We start from the raw sequence: 17,765 nt of genomic DNA on the forward strand, positions 1-17,765 counted from the left end.
GATTTAATATAGGAAAGTTTTTTTTAAGGCTTAACCACTAAGGGCACGAGGAAGGCACAAAAAACACAAAGGGGTTGTTAAACATATAAGTCATATAAGTTTTTTTTACTTATATATAGTGTGGGAAAAGTTCATAGAAGGGGTTGGATGGGTTTCAGGTTTTAGGTTTCAGGTTTCAGGTTGTGGGCTTAACTGCGTTAAGCGGTAGCCTGCTGCGCAGGAGATTCCTACTTCGGCGGAATGACAAGTTCAAATTCAAGGGCAAGTTCAAGGGCAAAGTGTTGCTCGCTTCGCAAGCCAGTGGGATAGTTATCTGGAATACTATACACCTTGTCTAGCCCCGATGGGAGTGGAAATCCTTTTTTTGCTTTATTTCGACTTCGCTCAATTTGACAAAGCAAAAAAAGATTGTAGCAGACAGCGGGACCAGGAGTTTTATGGAATGCGGAATGTGTGCTTCTAAAAAAATTACTTGTTAGCTTCTGCGGTGGGTTTGGTTTTGATTTTATTAATCCAGTGGTTGTTTAACTTATCGAAGTCGATAGGTTTGGCTGGTTCTTGCTTGGTTAATTGCTTTTGATTGAAGGCGGCGTTTAAGATTCCTTCGATTTGGTAATCTTCTTTTACGTCGTAGGGTTTGTATTGGGTTTTTAAATTGATGTCGAATAAATAAGCGGTGGAGTTTGCCCAAAAGGCTTTCCAACTGCTTTTGTATTCTTTAATTAAATCGAAAGTGGTGTGTCCGGTTTGGCGGTAAATTAGTTTGACTAGAATTTGACCGTCTTTACGAGATAGCTTTTTTAAACGCGGTTCGAATTCTTCTTCTAAATACTTTTCTACAATTTTAAAGTATTTCTTTTTTTCGCGATTGGTTTTTAGTTTTGCCATCGTAGCATTTAACTGCGTTAATTTATCCGCTGTTAATTTTGCAAATGGATATACTTTAAAGATTCTTCTCTTTAATATTAACTTGGCTTTTTTATCTTCATCTATGGAATAGACATTGTCTGGAGTGAAAATAATTTCCTTTAATTCTATAGAATATATAATAGACGAATCCTGTTGCGTCATTTTTAACGTATCGGTTTCGGTTTGAGCAAAAGAAAAAGTAGTGATGAATAGCAAGAAACTACTTAAAATTAACTTATACATGATGATTGATTTTATACTTTTTAACTCACTGCAAAAAGTAAACCAAAATTATCGAAATATTATGAAACTCTAATTACTTATTTATATTTTAGCAAAAAATTATAATTAAGATGAGTACGAAATCGATATTAAAGAAGTCGTCGATGACTTTTTTGGAAAACTATTTGAATAATGCTTCTCCAACAGGATACGAATCGGAAGGGCAAAAACTTTGGATGGACTATTTAAAACCATATGTTGATACTTTTATTATTGATACCTACGGAAGTGCCGTTGGAGTTATTAATCCTGACGCTCCTTATAAAGTAATTATTGAAGGTCATGCCGATGAAATTTCGTGGTATGTGAATTACATTACCGATGACGGATTAATCTACGTGATTAGAAACGGAGGTTCGGATCATCAGATTGCGCCATCGAAACGAGTGAACATTCATACGAAGAAAGGAATTGTTCGTGGTGTTTTTGGTTGGCCAGCGATTCACACTAGAGGAAGAAGCGGAAAAGCAGAAGAAACGGCAAAAATTGAAAACATATTTATTGATTGTGGTTGCTCAACGAAAGCCGAAGTGGAAGCCTTAGGCGTTCATGTGGGTTGTGTGATTACGTATCCTGATAATTTTGAGATTTTAAACAACGATAAATTTGTATGTAGAGCCATTGATAACCGCATGGGTGGTTTTATGATTGCCGAAGTAGCGCGTTTATTAAAGGAGAACAAAAAGAAATTGCCTTTTGGATTATACATCGTAAACTCGGTGCAGGAGGAAATTGGTTTGCGTGGTGCCGAAATGATTACCCAACGCATTAAACCAAACGTAGCAATTGTTACCGATGTTTGCCACGATACGACGACACCTATGATTGATAAAAAAATTGAAGGTGATTTAAAAATGGGACGCGGACCGGTTATTGCTTACGCTCCTGCGACACAAAACGTTTTACGTGAAATGATTGTGGACACAGCGGTAGCAAACAAAATACCTTTCCAACGTCATGCGACTTCTCGCGTTACAGGAACCGATACCGATGCTTTTGCGTATAGCAATGGCGGAGTTGCCTCGGCTTTGATTTCGTTACCGTTGCGTTATATGCACACCACAGTAGAAATGGTGCACCGCGACGACGTAGAAAATGTAATTAAATTGATTTACGAAACGCTATTGAAAATTGAGAATAACGAAACGTTTAGTTATTTTAAATAGTAGTTTTTTGTTATAAAATTTAAAATCCTCATTTGTTTGAGGATTTTTTTTTGTGCTTTTTTGAAATTTTTTAAAAATGTACAGAAAATCTACAGCAATTTATTTGTGAGAATTTTGTTATATTGCAGGGGAATTAACTTTATCAGTACTATATACACCCAAAATTGGTTTGATAAGTCTTATTTTGTTAGTCATAAACGAGTTATATTCAGTTCTTCAATACATTTCCTCAAAATGAAAAAAATTATATGTTTAACATTTGTATCTATTTTCTTTTCTTGTAAAAAAGAATCAAAAGACAACTTTACACTTACTAAAATAGATAGTTTAACTTCAATAGCTCAAGTTGAAAACTTCATAAAATCATTTGATTCAAGCTTTACAAAATACAATTATCGTTTAGAAATGATAAAAGATTCTACACGCTTAATTCATCCTTATTGTAAAGGCGATTTTGATAATAACGGCTACACGGATCTCTTTGTTGCAGGAAAATACGAATACGGCAGAATGTATTCTTATGCTTTTATGAATTATAGCAATGATTCTATTAATTTTTTTAGATTAGATGAAAGTGGAACTGATTTAATTCCAAAAGTTATCAGAAAAAACAATCAAGACCTTTTAGTAATAAAAAGAGGTTCTAGATTTAATTTTAGTATTGACACACTAATTTACAAATATGATAATCTAATTAATTACAATAGTTATCCAAAAAAATATAAAATCGAAAAAATCTCATTTAATGGATTTGATAATAGAGGTGAATATAAAATTGTCATAAACCAAAATCTTAAAACATCTTTTAAATTATCAAAAGGTATAAACGATACTTTATACTATTATAAAGCAGATAGAAAATTATTACTTAAAGAATACAACGAGCTAATTGATTTACTTAACTATATGGATTTTCCAAGTTTAAAAGAAGAGTATTTTGAAAGAAGTTCTAGTCATGCAATGTGCAATCTTACAATCAACTATAACAATAATAAAATCAAACATATTTTTGATCATGGAATGGAAAACCATTTTAGCTTAAAGGCGCTTTACTCAAAATTAGAAGATATAAAGAATACTGTACAATTAAAAGCCTCAGGATATGGTTTAATTTCAGAACAAGATGATCAATAAATCTTCAAAACACACAAAAATCCCGCTTTCGCGGGATTTTCTCTTATCTTCTTTTACGAGCGTCGTTGACCAGTTTTATAATTTCTTCTGATTTTGATTTCTCAGCGTAATCTAAGATGGTTAATCCGTTAGAATCTTCAGCTCTGTAATCGGCACCTTTTTTAATTAAGTAGGACACAATTTGCGGTTGGTTAAATAAAATGGCGTACATTAAAGGTGTTTTGCCGCGTTCGTCTTTCTTGTTGAAGTCTACTCCTATTTCCACTAATTGTTGCACTTTTGCTAAATCGCCTTTACTAATGGCTAAATTTAATTGAGATGGTGTTGGTTTCACAACGGCAACTGGTGTTGTGTTTGTTGTTGTACTTTCACTTGCTTGTAACGCATTAGTAAACAACATGGCTACTGCGGGTAAGATTACCCAAAATCTGTTCGTTTTTTTCATGATAATTGATTTTTAATGATTGATATGAATAGGACGAACTCTAGCCTCTTTCGTTACAGCTTTTTTAAAATCTAACATAACTTTAACAAACAGCATAAAAAAAAGCCGATGAAACACCGACTTTTACATTTGCTTAATGATTTATTATCTATTCTGTAAATAATTCAAAACGTTTTTCTCAATTCGCTCATTGATGTTGGAAATATCGGCTTTTACGAATTTTTCTCCAATGATATTTTCGAATAACTCAATGTAACGTTCAGAAACTGTTTCAATGTATTCGTCGGTCATGTTTGGAATTTGTTGCCCTTCTTTTCCTTGGAAACCGTTTTCAATTAACCAACGACGCACGAACTCTTTTGACAATTGTTTTTGTTCTTCGTTGTTGTTTTGTCTTTCTTGGTATCCTTCTGCATAAAAATAACGCGAAGAATCTGGTGTATGGATTTCGTCGATTAATACGATTTGTCCATCTTTTGTCTTCCCGAATTCGTATTTCGTATCTACTAAGATTAAACCACGAGAGGCTGCAATTTCAGTTCCTCTTTGGTATAATGCTCTGGTGTATTTTTCTAAAATTATGTAATCTTCTTCCGTTACGATTCCATTGGCTAAAATAGCTTCACGCGAAATGTCTTCGTCGTGCGAACCGTTATCCGCTTTAGTAGTTGGCGTGATGATTGGTGTTGGAAATTTATCATTTTCTTTTAAACCTTCTGGCATTGTTACACCACAAAGAATTCTTCTTCCTGCTGCATATTCACGCGCTGCATGTCCAGATAAATAACCACGAATTACCATTTCCACTTTGAAAGGCTCACATAAATATCCTACCGCTACGTTTGGATCTGGAGTTGCTACTAACCAATTTGGTACAATATCAGAAGTTAATTCCATGAATTTAGTCGCAATTTGATTTAGGATTTGCCCTTTGTAAGGAATTCCTTTTGGTAAAACCACATCAAAAGCCGAAAGACGGTCGGTAGCAACCATCACTAATAAGTCATCATTAATATTGTAAACTTCTCTAACTTTTCCACGGTACACCGATTTTTGACCTGGAAAATTGAAATTGGTAGTCGTAATTGTATTCATTATGTTGTGTTGTTGTTTTATTCCGCTACGCTCCATACAGTTCGGCTCGCCTCGGGTGTGTTGAAGTGCAAAAGTAAACTATTTATTTTCTTTCAAAAATTATTTAATAAAAAAAGAGAAGCTCTTTCGAACTTCTCTTTTTAAAAAATTGTATACGGCTTATTTAAAACGAATGTTGTAAGTAGCGCCTATTCCTACTGTTTGAATATCAATATCATTTTCAGCAAATGTGTTTTGATAAAAAGCAAAAATATTCCAATCGTTATTGTGGTAACCAATTTGAGGATTTACATATAAACCACCATCGTTATTTTCTACCTTAGTTAAGAATCCGTAACCTAAATCAGCACCAAAAAACAAACCCGTTGGTGTAAAATAGTAACGTAAAAAAACCGCTGCAGGAATAAGTCCGAAATCTTCCAACTCATCTTTTGCAAAAAAGTGATTATAACCAGTAGCTAAACCAATTCCGAAATTAGGATTAATTAAATATTGCCCTCTTAAATCAACACCTAAATTAAACGATGCGGCATCTCCAGCATCACCAACAGGAATACCTGTAGTTATACCCGCTTTTAACCATGAATTGTCTGCTGTAAGTTCAACTTCTGTTTCTTGACCAAAAATAGTGTTTAGTCCAAATAACCCAATCAATAAAAATAATTTTCTCATTTTTTTCTTTTAATATTAAAATGCAAATTTGAGTCAATTCCTTGCCAAAAGGATTACAGAATTTCTGCAAAGTTTTACATATTTAAAAGAAAATAAAGTTTACTAACTAAACAAATTATAAGACGTACCGTTATTTTCAACTGCAAAAAATGAAATTGGTATTGTAATTATGTTGCGCTATGAAATAATGTTATAATAAACGAGAAAATATAAAACCCATTGATTTAAAGTTACAATCAATGGGTTTTACGTTAAAAATGATTTCATATGTTTAAATTTTATTTTTTTTTCTGTAACATATGGTATCGCCTTTTTTATTTTGGTGTTTTCTCTCGAAAACTTGTAGTCAATAGCGATTTCATATTTGTTATTTTGATGCAACTACATCTTTTTCATTGCTTTTGGTTGCTAATTGAGTTTCTTTTGCTGCTATTGGTCCGTAAGGTAAACGTAATCCCACGTGTTCAGATGTTATATTTCCATCTGCATCTTTATCATCTGCTCTGTTAGCCACAATATGCCAAGAGAATTTTGTATTACTTGTCCCACTAGCTAATTCTTTTACTTTGAATCCGTTTTTAGATTTTTCGGTGACATAAACACCGTTACAATCGCCTTCTAATTGGATAAAAACTTTTAATGGATGCTTCTCGTCAATAAATAAAGCTTCTTTTAATACCTCATCTATAGCAACATAAACTTCACCATTGATTAATTCGGCTGTTCCGTAATCTTCAAATAAAATTTCTGGTGCTTCTGGCGAAAATAGTACGCGTGGTTTATTTTCTTTATCCATAATCATGGTAGAATTAGTTCCATTTCCAATGATTTTGTAATTAGTTCCACCTGTGCCAGTATTTGTTGCGTTATATTTTATTCCAACATAAGCATACGATTGCCCCGCTCCAACACCGCCATTAAAATAACCTCCATATAAACTTCTTCTATTGGCCAAAACGCCATTAGGAGAAATATTATCAATTCCAGCTATTTTAGCAAAAGCACTTGAATTTAAAGTCGCAACGTTATTATCGGAATCCAATCCAAAACCACCGGCACAATTGGTATAATAAGTCGCATTATTTGGGTCACCAAAACCATTAGAGCCATAAACACCCACAAATGGTCCAGAACCCGCAACTCCAGCACCCGTACTAGGAAAAATACTTGCACCAGGACCAGCGCCACCTAAAATGGCTGTACCACCGTTATTAACATTGGTTCCCCAAAAAGCGTTACCAATATTATCATTATTAGCGCCGTGAACTGCATCGTTTCCAGCTCCGGTAGTTGTAACATATAATTTTGTAAATGCGTCGCCTGCAGAATTTATGGCAACGTTTCCGTCTGAGCGAACAACAGCTCGTTGAAGATTATTTGTTCTAAAAATTAAATTTTGATTATCTGAAGTTCCTAAGAAATTTGTGGCAGGATTTGTTCCTGAATTTCCTAATAAAGACCAATCACGTCCTCCGGTTCCATCTAATGCAACCCATCGAGTTCCATCCCAAAAATAAAAGCCAGGAGCAACATTTAATGGTGCAACTCCATTTGTAGCAGTATTGTAGACTAAAGTCCCATTTGCAAGGGCACCTCCTTGCGGGTTTACAACGGGTAGTGCAACATTTCTAGCTGTTAATGCCACTCTAGAAACCAAGACTCCTTGAGTATTAGAGTTAATATCTAAAAAAGCTTGTGGGGTTACCGTGCCAATACCCACTTGAGCGTTAATCGTACAAAAGCATAGTAACGCAATTAAGGTTATGTAATTTTTTTTCATAAAGTAGGGGAATTAAGTTCATTTTTGTTTTTTTAAGATTCATAATTCAAATTTAACATTTATTTATATTTTTCATCAATAAAGTATGCATTTTTTATAAAACATTTTTATTTTTTAAATAATATATTACATTTTAACACTTTTAATAAATTTTAAATAATTTTAAAAGTTAATTAAAGTTCCTTATTGCGAAATTGTTATAAAAACAAAAAACAGCTTTTAAAAAGCTGTTTTTCAATTATATAATTAAAGGTTTTAATCGTTATTCTCAATACTCTTATACGCATCAATAATTTTCTTCACTAATCTGTGACGTACAATGTCTTTATCATCTAAATAGATAATCCCCACACCTTCTACATCTTTTAGAATCAGAATCGCTTCTTTCAATCCCGAAATGGTTCTTCGTGGTAAATCCACCTGACCTGGGTCGCCTGTAATCATGAATTTGGCATTTTTTCCCATACGCGTTAAGAACATTTTCATTTGGGAATGCGTTGTGTTTTGTGCTTCATCTAAAATTACAAAGGCATTATCTAACGTACGACCACGCATAAAAGCTAATGGTGCGATTTGAATAATTCCTTTTAAAATGTAATCTTCTAAGGTTTGTGGCGGCAACATATCGCGCAATGCATCATATAAAGGTTGCATGTACGGATCTAATTTTTCCTTCATATCACCTGGAAGAAAACCTAAATTCTCCCCTGCTTCAACTGCAGGACGCGTTAAAATAATTCGTTTGACTTGTTTTTCTTTCAAAGCTTTAACCGCCATAGCTACACCGGTATAGGTTTTCCCTGTTCCGGCTGGACCAATAGCAAACACCATATCATTTTTGTGAATGGTATCCACTAATTTTTGTTGATTAGGCGTCATCGCTTTAATTAGCTTACCTCCTATTCCATGCACTAAAATTTTGTCTCTGTCGTGCATGTGTTCGGCGTCATGTTGATGACTTGTTTCTAATACCCTCAAAATAACATTATCATCTATACTGTTGTAACGCGTAAAGTGATTCATTAATCTTCTGAAGCGATTTTCAAACTCATCCAAGATTTCAGGCTCACCATACGCTTTAAGAGTAGTTCCTCGTGCTACGATTTTAAGTTTTGGATAATACTTCTTAATAGATTCAAGATGAGCATCTTGCGCGCCCCAAAATTCTTTTGGAGCAATGTCGACTAATTCAATGATTCTTTCGTTCAAAGGCTTTCTTTTTTTAATTATTTTTGAAACGCTAAAATTATAGTAGCTTTGCAATCAAATTTAGTAAAAACTACTGTTGGATTTCAAATAAGTTATAAACAAAAAAATGTCAATAATTACGCTAATTACCGATTTTGGACACAAAGACTACTTCGTAGGTGCTTTGAAAGGCAAAATTCTGTCGGAACAAAAAGAGGCTGTTATTGTTGATATTTCGCACGAAATTGACTTATTCAACACATTAGAAGCAAGTTACTGCATTGAGGCTTCCTATTCAAATTTCCCAAAAGGAACCATTCATATTATTGGTGTGGATAGCGAACGTGTGGGCGATACCCAACATATTGCAATGCAATGGGACGATCATTACTTTATTTGTGCCGATAATGGCATATTGAATACCTTAATTCAGAAGAAAATCCCACAGAAAATTGTTGCTATTACTATTCATGATAGATTGAATACCGATGTAAGCGATATGGATGTTTTTGCAGCCGTGGCTTGTCATATTTCGAGAGGTGGTTTGCTGAATGTTATTGGAAAGGAAATTCAATCCTTGAAATCGGTTAGTGTATTGACTTCATCAGTTTCTGATGATTTAACTGAAATAAAAGGACAAATCGTGTATATCGATTCGTTTGGAAATTGCGTTACTAATATTTCACAAAAACAATTTAACGATACGATTCGAAGTAGAAAATTTGAAATCATTATTAAAAATAAAAAGATAACCCGTTTGCACAAAAGCTATTCTGATTTTCCAGTTTCCGACACTAAGCAACTGAAAGATTTAGAAGGCGACTTCTTGGCTTTGTTCAACGAAAATGGGTATTTAGAAATTGCTATTTACAAGAGTAATCCAAAGACGGTGGGTTCTGCTGCTACATTATTAGGATTGCATTTTAGAGATAGTATTTCGGTAAAATTTAAATAAAACAAAACTATGTTCATAAGAATTGTAAAAATGCGTTTTCAGGAAGATAAAATCGAAGCTTTTTTAAATAATTTTGAAGAAGTGAAACACCACATACGAAACTTCGAAGGAAACCGTTTCTTAGAATTGTATCAAGACAAAAATGACAAACGTATTTTCTTTACTTATAGTTATTGGGAAAATGAAGAAGCGCTAGAAAATTACAGAAAATCAGCTTTATTTGATGGCGTTTGGACATACACAAAAACCCTATTCAGCGACAAACCAGAAGCGTGGAGTGTGGATAGATTGGTTACTTTAGAATAATTAAATGAAAAAACTAGAATCAATTTTAACTGATTTGACTTATGTTGAATCGATGTTTGGAGATAATAAAAATTTCCATGGAACCTTTACATTCGATAAACAAAAATCATTTACAGATATCTTTCTAGAAGCTAAAAATAAAGAAATTAGTGATGAACAATTAGAACTTTTAAAAAGTTTTATTGAAAACTTTTCTATCAAACATGAAGAGATAGGAAATGTTTTCAAAAGAAATCTTTCAGGAATGGAAAATAAAATGAATGAAATACTCTCAAATATTTCATATGATGTTATTTATATTCCAAATCACAACAATAAATATAACTTTGTCGTTATTGCTTCTTCATTTCATAAATTTTTATTTTTCAAAAAAAATATAACTTTTAGAGTTGAATATAGAAATGGAGTGATATCAAGCTCAAAGAAAACAAATAATGGTATAGAAGAAAATTAATAAAACATATAAATGAAAGCATTATTATTACGAGAAATAAAATCCTTTTTTGGTTCGCCGATTGGATATTTAGTCATCGGGATTTTTCTTTTACTCAACGGATTATTTCTTTGGGTTTTTGAAGGCGAATTCAACATTTTAAACTCGGGTTTTGCCGATATGAGTCCGTTTTTCAAATTGGCACCATGGATTTTAATTTTCTTAATTCCTGCCGTAACCATGCGTAGTTTTTCGGATGAGAAAAAGCAAGGAACGATTGAGTTATTGTTTACCAAACCGCTTTCTAATTGGGACATCGTAAACGGAAAATTCTTAGGCGCTTTAGTTTTAATCATTTTAGCGATTGTTCCAACGATTATTTATGTTTTGACGATTTCTCATTTTGGAAATCCGCAAGGCAATATTGACATGGGAAGTACACTTGGTTCGTATTTCGGATTGTTGTTCTTAATTGCAGCTTATACGGCGATTGGAATTTTCGCTTCTACTTTATCAGACAATCAAATTGTAGCGTTTATAATTGCTGTTTTTTGTTGTTTCTTTTTCTATTTCGGATTTGATGGAATTGCTTCTTTCCTTGGAAATTATAGTTCGATGTTTGCTGCTTTAGGAATGGATTATCACTTTAAAAGTATGAGTCGCGGTGTGTTAGATACACGTGATATTGTGTACTTTGTGAGTGTGACGTTTTTATTTTTATCGGCAACGGTTTATCAACTTAAATCTTTGAAATGGTAATGAAAGAGAACAAATCACAAGCTTTAAAACAATTAGGAATTGTATTTTTAGCCATCATCGTTATCAATTTAATCAGCAACTTCTTTTTCAAACGTTTCGACTTAACTCAAGACAAACGCTATACGTTATCGGAAACGACATTAAACATTATAAAAGAGGTTGAAAGTCCGTTATACATTGAAGTGTATTTGGAAGGCAATTTTCCACCAGAATTTAAGCGTTTACAAAACGAAACCAAACAACTTTTAGAGGAATTCACAGCGTATAATTCAAACATTATTTTCAACTTTAAAAATCCGATTGAAAAAGAGGAAACGCGAGTAGAAAAAATGAAAGAATTCTACGCAAAAGGCATGCAACCATTGAGCATCACCGTGGAGGACAAAGGAAAACAATCGCAAGAAGTGGTTTTCCCTTGGGCACAAGCGACATATGGAGATAGATTTACGAAAGTGGCTTTATTGAAAAACTTAATGGGAGCTTCAACGGAACAAAAAGTAATTAGTTCGGTACAGCATTTGGAATTTGGTTTTGCGGAAGCTATCAATAAAATTTCGAAAGAGAAACAAAAGAAAATTGCCGTAATCAAAGGTAACGGAGAAGTTTTAGAACCTTTCATGGCCGATTTCCTAAGAACAGTTAAAGAAAGTTATTATATCGGACCTTTTACATTAGATTCGGTAGCAAAACAACCTACTCAGACTTTAGAAGCGCTAAAAAAATACGACTTAGCCGTAATTGCGAAACCAACAGAAGCATTTACAGAAGAAGAAAAACAAGTGTTAGACCAATTCATCATGAATGGTGGAAAAACCTTGTGGTTAGTAGATGTAGTTTCTGCGGACATGGATAGTTTATATAACGAAACCGGTACGATTTTAGCAGCGCAACGAGAATTGAATTTAACCGATATGTTTTTCAAATACGGAATTAGAATCAATCCGTTATTGGTGAAAGATGAATATGCAACGCCTATCAAATTAGCATCAGGAAATCAAGGAAGCGAAACCCAAATGCAAGAATACACTTGGAAATTTGCACCTTTTATCTATCCAACTTCTACTAATCCGATTGTAAAAAACATGGAAGGGATTAAGTTTGAATTTGCTTCCCCTATTGAAATCCTGAAAAACGATATCAAAAAAACGGTTTTATTAAGTTCGTCTGAATATTCGAAAACCATTGGAACACCAACTCCGATTTCGTTAGATATGGTAACTGAAGAAACTACCCCTGAAGAATACGAAGGTAAAGGCTTGCTTCCAGTAGCAGTTTTAATGGAAGGAAAATTCAAATCAGCTTACCAAAATCGTATATTACCGTTTAAAGATAATTCGTTCCAAGCTACAGGAAAAGACAATAAAATGATCGTTATTTCGGATGGAGATGTGATTAAAAACCAGTTAGACAAAGGCGTTCCATTAGAATTAGGTTTTGACAAGTGGACAAATCAATTATATGGTAACAAAGAGTTCCTAATGAACTGCGTAAATTACCTTTTAGATGATAATGGACTTATTAACATCCGAAGTAAAGATGTTGATTTACCACTTTTAAATAAGGAAGAAGTGTATAAAAATTACACCATGGCACAAATGGTAACTGTCGGATTACCAATAGTTATTTTAGCTATCTTTGGGTTTTTATTCACTTTCTTGCGCAAAAGAAAATATAGCCGTTAGTTGTTGATAATTTGTTTTTGCGTTTGAGTAGAATTAGAATATATTTGTGAAATATAAAATCAAATCACGATTTTAAAATACAAGATGATGAAGTTTATAGTATCGAGTTCGTATTTATTAAAACAATTACAAGTTTTAGGTAGTGTTATCAACAGTAGTAACACCTTACCTATCCTTGATAATTTCCTTTTTGAATTAGACAACAACCAATTAAAAGTTTCAGCTTCTGATTTAGAAACGACCATGACGGCTACGTTAGAAATTGATTCTACAAGTCAAGGAAGTGTTGCTATTCCTGCTAAACTTTTATTAGATATCTTAAAAACATTCCCAGAACAACCGTTAACTTTTACTGTTGAAGATAATTCAACTGTAGAGATTAGCTCAAATTCAGGAAAATATGCAATTGCTTACGCACCTGGAGAAGAATTTCCTAAAGCAGTAGTTTTAGATGATCCTTCAAAAACATTAGTTCCTGCGGAAGTATTAGCAACTGCAGTAAGCAAAACGATTTTCGCTGCTGGAAACGATGATTTACGCCCTGTAATGAGTGGTGTTTTCTTCCAATTTTCACCAGAAGGATTAATTTTCGTTGCAACCGACGCTCACAAATTAGTAAAATACGCTCGCACGGATGTAAAAGCATCTCAAGTAGCAGATTTTATTATGCCAAAGAAACCTTTAAACATTTTAAAAGGAATTTTAGGTGCGTCTGATTCAGAAGTGGCTATCGAATATAACGATTCAAATGCAACATTTTCTTTCGAAAATTATGTGTTGACTTGTCGTTTAATCGATGGAAAATATCCAAACTACGAAGCAGTTATCCCAAAAGAAAATCCAAACAAATTATTAATCAACAGAGTTCAGTTTTTAAACTCGGTTCGTCGTGTGGCTATCTTTGCTAACAAAACGACACATCAAATTCGTTTAAAAATTGCAGGAACTGAATTGAATATTTCGGCAGAAGATATCGATTATTCAAACAAAGCAGACGAGCGTTTAACTTGTGATTACCAAGGAGACGATATGCAAATCGGTTTCAACTCACGTTTCTTAACAGAAATGTTGAATAATTTATCAAGTGATGAAATCCAATTAGAAATGTCAATGCCAAACAGAGCTGGAATTTTAACTCCAGTTGACGGCTTAGACGAAGGCGAAACTGTTACTATGCTAGTAATGCCAGTAATGTTGAGCAACTAATTTACAATATTTGATTTTACAGTATTAAATCTGAAAATCTTATAACCAACCCTAACTAACTTTAAAAACCACTTAGCTTCGGCTTTAGTGGTTTTTTAATTTAATTTGTTTTTATAAATATGCTAAGAGTTTATGTTTTGTTATTACTAATTATATTCACTTCTTGCTCAAAAAAAGAAGTGAACTACTCTATTTTGGGAGAACACAAAACAACAACTTATCTTCTACTAAGTGATAGGATTTCAAAAGAAGAAGTTGTTGATATCGCAAATAAATTCATTTCAAAAAAAGATAATAAAGAGAAAATATCTATTTGCTTCTTTCTGACTAAAAAAAAGCATGAAACTCCATTTGCAATAGTTTATTTCTCAAATTCAAAAATTCATGAAGTTAAATACCCTTTTAATCAAAAGAAATTTAATGCTTTTTTAAATTTAAAATTCAATGAAAACATTTTAAACCATTGGGAATTAAAACATTCATCTACTCCAAGACAAGTTTTTATATTTGAAAAAGACAAACAACTATTCTACAAATCTTTACAAGTTGATTTTTATTCTGATAAGCTGTATAGTGAATATTCTGAACTAATTGTAAACATTGATACTTTAGAAAATAATGAAGTAAAATTTCAATTAAAGAATAATGATACTTTGAGATATTACATCATCGATAAAAACAAAGACCTCAAAACGTTTCATAAAAATAGTTTTACTGATATTATTCATCATAAAATGAAATAGAATTAAAAATAAAGGACGCAAAGGAAACTTAGTGTAACTTCGTGCTAAACTTTGCTGGACTTTGTGTAACTAAAAAAACTTCCAACTTCTAACTTCTAACTTCTGACTTTGATTTATCTTTGCAGAATTAAATTTAGAACATGATTCCACAAGAAACCATAGTTGCGTTAGCTACTCCGTCTGGAGCGGGTGCGATTGCTATTATTCGATTATCTGGTAAAGATGCTATTACGATAGCGGCTGACGTATTTCAATCGGTTTCTGGAAAAGATATTACAAAACAGAAAACGCATACGATTCATTTAGGACATATTGTCGATAACGGCAAAGTGTACGACCAAGTACTACTTTCCATTTTCAAAGGCCCGAATTCATACACAGGAGAAAATGTAATTGAAATTTCGTGTCATGGTTCTACTTTTATTCAACAACAAATTATCCAATTATTACTTCGTAGAGGCGCTAAAATGGCTCAGGCAGGTGAATTTACCTTGCGTGCTTTTTTAAACGGGAAATTGGACTTATCACAAGCGGAAGCGGTTGCTGATTTAATTGCTTCGGATAATGAAGCGTCTCATCAAATTGCCATGCAACAAATGCGTGGTGGTTTCAGTAACGAAATTGCCAAACTTCGTGAAGAATTATTGAATTTCGCTTCTTTAATCGAATTGGAATTGGACTTTGCCGAAGAAGATGTGGAATTTGCCGATAGAACACAATTTCATGAATTATTAGAACGAATTGAGTTTGTATTGAAACGCTTGATTGATTCGTTTGCGGTGGGTAACGTAATCAAAAACGGTATTCCTGTAGCCATTGTAGGAGAACCGAATGTGGGAAAATCAACTTTATTGAATGCTTTATTGAATGAAGAACGCGCCATTGTTTCCGACATTGCGGGTACGACTCGTGATACAATTGAAGACGAATTGGTTATCAACGGAATTGGTTTCCGATTTATTGATACGGCAGGAATTCGTGAAACACAAGACCATGTAGAAAGCATTGGAATTCAAAAAACATTTGAAAAGATTGAACAAGCTCAAGTTGTAATGTTCCTTGTTGACAGCACAGAATTAACAATGGAAAGCCTAGAACGTTTAAAAGTAGAAGTAGAAAAAATTAAAAACAAATACCCACAAAAAGCTTTACTTACGATTTTTAATAAAAAAGACAAACTAGATGAAAATTTACTCCAAAATCTCGAATCACAAATTGAGAATTCAATTTTCATTTCTGCAAAACAAAAAGTAGGCATTGAAGAATTAAAAAATGAATTGATGTCCTTTGTAAACACTGGTGCTTTACGTAATAACGAAACGATTGTGACCAACACCCGTCATTATGATTCGTTACTAAAAGCGTTAGAAGAAATTCAGAAAGTGAAATGGGGCTTAAACTCAGGGATTTCTTCTGATTTGATGGCGATTGATATTCGCTCTGCCCTACACTACTTTGGGGAAATCACAGGAGAAGTTACCAACAACGAATTACTTGGAAATATTTTTGCGAACTTTTGTATCGGGAAATAAAACCACTTTCTCTTGATTTACTTTTTGTTCTTTTACTTGACTAGCAAGTATTTACAAGTATTTTGATTTGTTTATGATTTACCTTATTAGTACATTTGTTTCATCTCATGTACACCTTCATACTAAAAAGGTGTAAAAATGTACACCTATGAAAATCACTTTAAAAAAGAAAAAGCTTAAGAACGACAAGTATAGTCTTTACCTTGAATATTATAAAGGCTCACAATTAGATAAAGACGGTAAAAGAATTCATATAAGAGACTTTGAATATTTAAAATTGTATCTTCATCAAAATCCACTTACTGCTGCTGAAAAGAAAGAAAACAAAGAAACTGAACTTTTAGCGGAGCAAATTCTATCTATTAGAAAAGCTGAATTCTTTCAAGGTAAGTTTGATATTAAAAATACTTCAAAATCAAAAAGACGCTTCCTGGATTTTTTTATTGAAAAAACTGAAGAGAAAAGCGATTCCCCGAAAAACTACGGAAACTGGACCGCTACATTTCTACATTTAAAAAGATGTATCAATCCTAATTTACTATTTGAAGAGATTGATGAAGAATTTGTAAAAATGGTTCGCAACTACTTTGACAAGGAAGCAAAAACTAAAAGTAATTTACCTCTTTCCCTTAATTCAAAATACTCCTATCTGAATAAATTTAAAGCATGTTTGAGAGCTGCTTTTGATGAAGGCTATCTATCTATCAATTATGCTTCAAAAATCAAATCTTTTGAGCAAGCTGAAAGTCAAAGAGAATATTTAACCTATCAAGAATTACAAGCTCTCGCTAGTACAAATTGTAAATATCAAGTACTTAAAAATGCTTTTATTTTTTCCTGCTTAACTGGATTACGCTGGTCTGATATCAATACTTTAACCTGGAGCGAAGTTAGAGATGAAGATAATGGAATTAGTAGGGTAAATTTTCGCCAAGAAAAAACAGATGGTGTTGAATATTTATACATCTCAAGTCAGGCAAGAGAATTACTAGGTGATAGACAACATCCTTCAGAAAGAGTTTTCAAGGGTTTGAAATATGGAGCAGTATACAATAATGAGATTGTACGTTGGTGTAACAGAGCCGGTATTTCAAAACACATCACTTTCCATAGTGCGCGACACACGAATGCGGTGCTTTTACTAGAAAACGGTGCGGATATTTATACTGTTTCAAAACGTCTTGGTCATCGGGAGATCCGAACTACAGCGATTTACGCCAAAATTGTAGACAAAAAAATGAAAGAAGCAGCTAACTTAATTCCAGAAATAGAAATATAATGTCATGATTATTAATTACTTTCAAAAAAACAAAGATTATTTTAAGATTAGAAAATTATTAATGAATAATAATCCTGAAACAACCGATAAAAAAATTAAAAATAAAATAAAAAAGTTAAATGAATTTGAGCATTTTAGCTTGTTTTGCGAAGTTTTTATTGAAAAACCACTATATCTGGAAAAAACGGTCAAATTGACC

General features: G+C 33.0%; 17 protein-coding genes. 11 read left to right on the plus strand and 6 right to left on the minus strand.

The window, feature by feature from the left end:
• Nucleotides 1-468: 468 nt before the first annotated feature.
• A complete protein-coding gene (locus B2741_RS03745; RefSeq protein ID WP_291135574.1) occupies nucleotides 469-1,152 on the minus strand; it encodes a DUF4294 domain-containing protein in 684 nt (227 codons plus the stop codon).
• A gap of 110 nt (nucleotides 1,153-1,262) precedes the next feature.
• On the opposite strand from B2741_RS03745, the gene B2741_RS03750 reads away from it, so the two are divergent.
• Together B2741_RS03750 and B2741_RS03755 are read left to right on the plus strand one after the other, a co-directional pair.
• Nucleotides 1,263-2,357 carry a M42 family metallopeptidase gene (locus tag B2741_RS03750; protein WP_291135576.1) on the plus strand — a complete coding sequence of 365 codons (1,095 nt, stop codon included), beginning with the start codon at nucleotides 1,263-1,265 and terminating at the stop codon, nucleotides 2,355-2,357.
• Nucleotides 2,358-2,591: 234 nt separating this feature from the next.
• Nucleotides 2,592-3,491: a hypothetical protein gene (locus B2741_RS03755; RefSeq protein WP_291135578.1), complete on the plus strand. Its 900-nt coding sequence runs from the start codon at nucleotides 2,592-2,594 to the stop codon at nucleotides 3,489-3,491.
• A 43-nt stretch (nucleotides 3,492-3,534) separates the two neighbouring features.
• On the opposite strand, the gene B2741_RS03760 is transcribed toward B2741_RS03755, so the two are convergent.
• The 5 genes from B2741_RS03760 to B2741_RS03780 all read right to left on the minus strand — a co-directional run bounded on the left by B2741_RS03760 (nucleotide 3,535) and on the right by B2741_RS03780 (nucleotide 8,692).
• Nucleotides 3,535-3,936 carry an ankyrin repeat domain-containing protein gene (locus B2741_RS03760; protein ID WP_291135580.1) on the minus strand — a complete coding sequence of 134 codons (402 nt, stop codon included), beginning with the start codon at nucleotides 3,934-3,936 and terminating at the stop codon, nucleotides 3,535-3,537.
• A gap of 144 nt (nucleotides 3,937-4,080) precedes the next feature.
• Nucleotides 4,081-5,031 (minus strand): phosphoribosylaminoimidazolesuccinocarboxamide synthase, encoded by a 951-nt coding sequence (locus tag B2741_RS03765; RefSeq protein ID WP_291135582.1) that lies wholly within the window; start codon nucleotides 5,029-5,031, stop codon nucleotides 4,081-4,083.
• 159 nt (nucleotides 5,032-5,190) lie between these two features.
• A complete protein-coding gene (locus B2741_RS03770) occupies nucleotides 5,191-5,703 on the minus strand; it encodes a hypothetical protein (RefSeq protein ID WP_291135584.1) in 513 nt (170 codons plus the stop codon).
• 367 nt (nucleotides 5,704-6,070) lie between these two features.
• Complete coding sequence (locus tag B2741_RS03775; RefSeq protein WP_291135586.1) at nucleotides 6,071-7,483, minus strand: hypothetical protein; 1,413 nt, start codon at nucleotides 7,481-7,483, stop codon at nucleotides 6,071-6,073.
• A 255-nt stretch (nucleotides 7,484-7,738) separates the two neighbouring features.
• Nucleotides 7,739-8,692 carry a PhoH family protein gene (locus B2741_RS03780; protein ID WP_264369811.1) on the minus strand — a complete coding sequence of 318 codons (954 nt, stop codon included), beginning with the start codon at nucleotides 8,690-8,692 and terminating at the stop codon, nucleotides 7,739-7,741.
• 106 nt (nucleotides 8,693-8,798) lie between these two features.
• On the opposite strand from B2741_RS03780, the gene B2741_RS03785 reads away from it, so the two are divergent.
• The 9 genes from B2741_RS03785 to B2741_RS03825 all read left to right on the plus strand — a co-directional run bounded on the left by B2741_RS03785 (nucleotide 8,799) and on the right by B2741_RS03825 (nucleotide 17,566).
• The gene (locus tag B2741_RS03785; protein WP_291135589.1) at nucleotides 8,799-9,626 is read left to right on the plus strand and encodes an SAM hydrolase/SAM-dependent halogenase family protein; all 828 of its coding nucleotides are present in this window, start codon (nucleotides 8,799-8,801) and stop codon (nucleotides 9,624-9,626) included.
• A gap of 9 nt (nucleotides 9,627-9,635) precedes the next feature.
• Nucleotides 9,636-9,932, plus strand: coding sequence for a putative quinol monooxygenase (locus B2741_RS03790; RefSeq protein ID WP_111567812.1), 297 nt, complete (start codon nucleotides 9,636-9,638; stop codon nucleotides 9,930-9,932).
• A 4-nt stretch (nucleotides 9,933-9,936) separates the two neighbouring features.
• Nucleotides 9,937-10,386, plus strand: a complete 450-nt coding sequence (locus B2741_RS03795; RefSeq protein ID WP_291135591.1) for a hypothetical protein — start codon at nucleotides 9,937-9,939, stop codon at nucleotides 10,384-10,386.
• Nucleotides 10,387-10,398: 12 nt separating this feature from the next.
• Nucleotides 10,399-11,124 carry a gliding motility-associated ABC transporter permease subunit GldF gene (gldF, locus tag B2741_RS03800; RefSeq protein WP_133610940.1) on the plus strand — a complete coding sequence of 242 codons (726 nt, stop codon included), beginning with the start codon at nucleotides 10,399-10,401 and terminating at the stop codon, nucleotides 11,122-11,124.
• Nucleotides 11,124-12,806: a gliding motility-associated ABC transporter substrate-binding protein GldG gene (gene gldG / locus B2741_RS03805; RefSeq protein ID WP_414655298.1), complete on the plus strand. Its 1,683-nt coding sequence runs from the start codon at nucleotides 11,124-11,126 to the stop codon at nucleotides 12,804-12,806. The genes gldF and gldG overlap by 1 nt, the downstream gene beginning before the upstream one ends.
• An 87-nt stretch (nucleotides 12,807-12,893) precedes the next feature.
• The gene (dnaN, locus tag B2741_RS03810) at nucleotides 12,894-14,012 is read left to right on the plus strand and encodes a DNA polymerase III subunit beta (RefSeq protein ID WP_291135595.1); all 1,119 of its coding nucleotides are present in this window, start codon (nucleotides 12,894-12,896) and stop codon (nucleotides 14,010-14,012) included.
• A 179-nt stretch (nucleotides 14,013-14,191) separates the two neighbouring features.
• Nucleotides 14,192-14,755 carry a hypothetical protein gene (locus B2741_RS03815; protein ID WP_291135597.1) on the plus strand — a complete coding sequence of 188 codons (564 nt, stop codon included), beginning with the start codon at nucleotides 14,192-14,194 and terminating at the stop codon, nucleotides 14,753-14,755.
• Between the two features lie 140 nt (nucleotides 14,756-14,895).
• The gene (mnmE, locus tag B2741_RS03820; RefSeq protein ID WP_291135599.1) at nucleotides 14,896-16,287 is read left to right on the plus strand and encodes a tRNA uridine-5-carboxymethylaminomethyl(34) synthesis GTPase MnmE; all 1,392 of its coding nucleotides are present in this window, start codon (nucleotides 14,896-14,898) and stop codon (nucleotides 16,285-16,287) included.
• Nucleotides 16,288-16,435: 148 nt separating this feature from the next.
• The gene (locus B2741_RS03825; RefSeq protein WP_291135600.1) at nucleotides 16,436-17,566 is read left to right on the plus strand and encodes a tyrosine-type recombinase/integrase; all 1,131 of its coding nucleotides are present in this window, start codon (nucleotides 16,436-16,438) and stop codon (nucleotides 17,564-17,566) included.
• Nucleotides 17,567-17,765 lie beyond the last annotated feature (199 nt).

The sequence above is a fragment of the Flavobacterium sp. UBA7663 genome (assembly GCF_002483315.1).
Classification (GTDB): Bacteria; Bacteroidota; Bacteroidia; order Flavobacteriales; family Flavobacteriaceae; genus Flavobacterium.

Bases quoted from the DNA above. Each gene is read 5' to 3' on its own strand.
- B2741_RS03765 (WP_291135582.1), bottom strand. From the start codon at position 5,031: ATGAATACAATTACGACTACCAATTTCAATTTTCCAGGTCAAAAATCG.
- B2741_RS03825 (WP_291135600.1), top strand. From the start codon at position 16,436: ATGAAAATCACTTTAAAAAAGAAAAAGCTTAAGAACGACAAGTATAGT.
- B2741_RS03750 (WP_291135576.1), top strand. From the start codon at position 1,263: ATGAGTACGAAATCGATATTAAAGAAGTCGTCGATGACTTTTTTGGAA.
- gldF (WP_133610940.1), top strand. From the start codon at position 10,399: ATGAAAGCATTATTATTACGAGAAATAAAATCCTTTTTTGGTTCGCCG.
- B2741_RS03790 (WP_111567812.1), top strand. From the start codon at position 9,636: ATGTTCATAAGAATTGTAAAAATGCGTTTTCAGGAAGATAAAATCGAA.
- B2741_RS03785 (WP_291135589.1), top strand. From the start codon at position 8,799: ATGTCAATAATTACGCTAATTACCGATTTTGGACACAAAGACTACTTC.
- gldG (WP_414655298.1), top strand. From the start codon at position 11,124: ATGAAAGAGAACAAATCACAAGCTTTAAAACAATTAGGAATTGTATTT.
- B2741_RS03760 (WP_291135580.1), bottom strand. From the start codon at position 3,936: ATGAAAAAAACGAACAGATTTTGGGTAATCTTACCCGCAGTAGCCATG.
- B2741_RS03770 (WP_291135584.1), bottom strand. From the start codon at position 5,703: ATGAGAAAATTATTTTTATTGATTGGGTTATTTGGACTAAACACTATT.
- B2741_RS03755 (WP_291135578.1), top strand. From the start codon at position 2,592: ATGAAAAAAATTATATGTTTAACATTTGTATCTATTTTCTTTTCTTGT.
- B2741_RS03795 (WP_291135591.1), top strand. From the start codon at position 9,937: ATGAAAAAACTAGAATCAATTTTAACTGATTTGACTTATGTTGAATCG.
- mnmE (WP_291135599.1), top strand. From the start codon at position 14,896: ATGATTCCACAAGAAACCATAGTTGCGTTAGCTACTCCGTCTGGAGCG.
- B2741_RS03775 (WP_291135586.1), bottom strand. From the start codon at position 7,483: ATGAAAAAAAATTACATAACCTTAATTGCGTTACTATGCTTTTGTACG.
- dnaN (WP_291135595.1), top strand. From the start codon at position 12,894: ATGAAGTTTATAGTATCGAGTTCGTATTTATTAAAACAATTACAAGTT.
- B2741_RS03745 (WP_291135574.1), bottom strand. From the start codon at position 1,152: ATGTATAAGTTAATTTTAAGTAGTTTCTTGCTATTCATCACTACTTTT.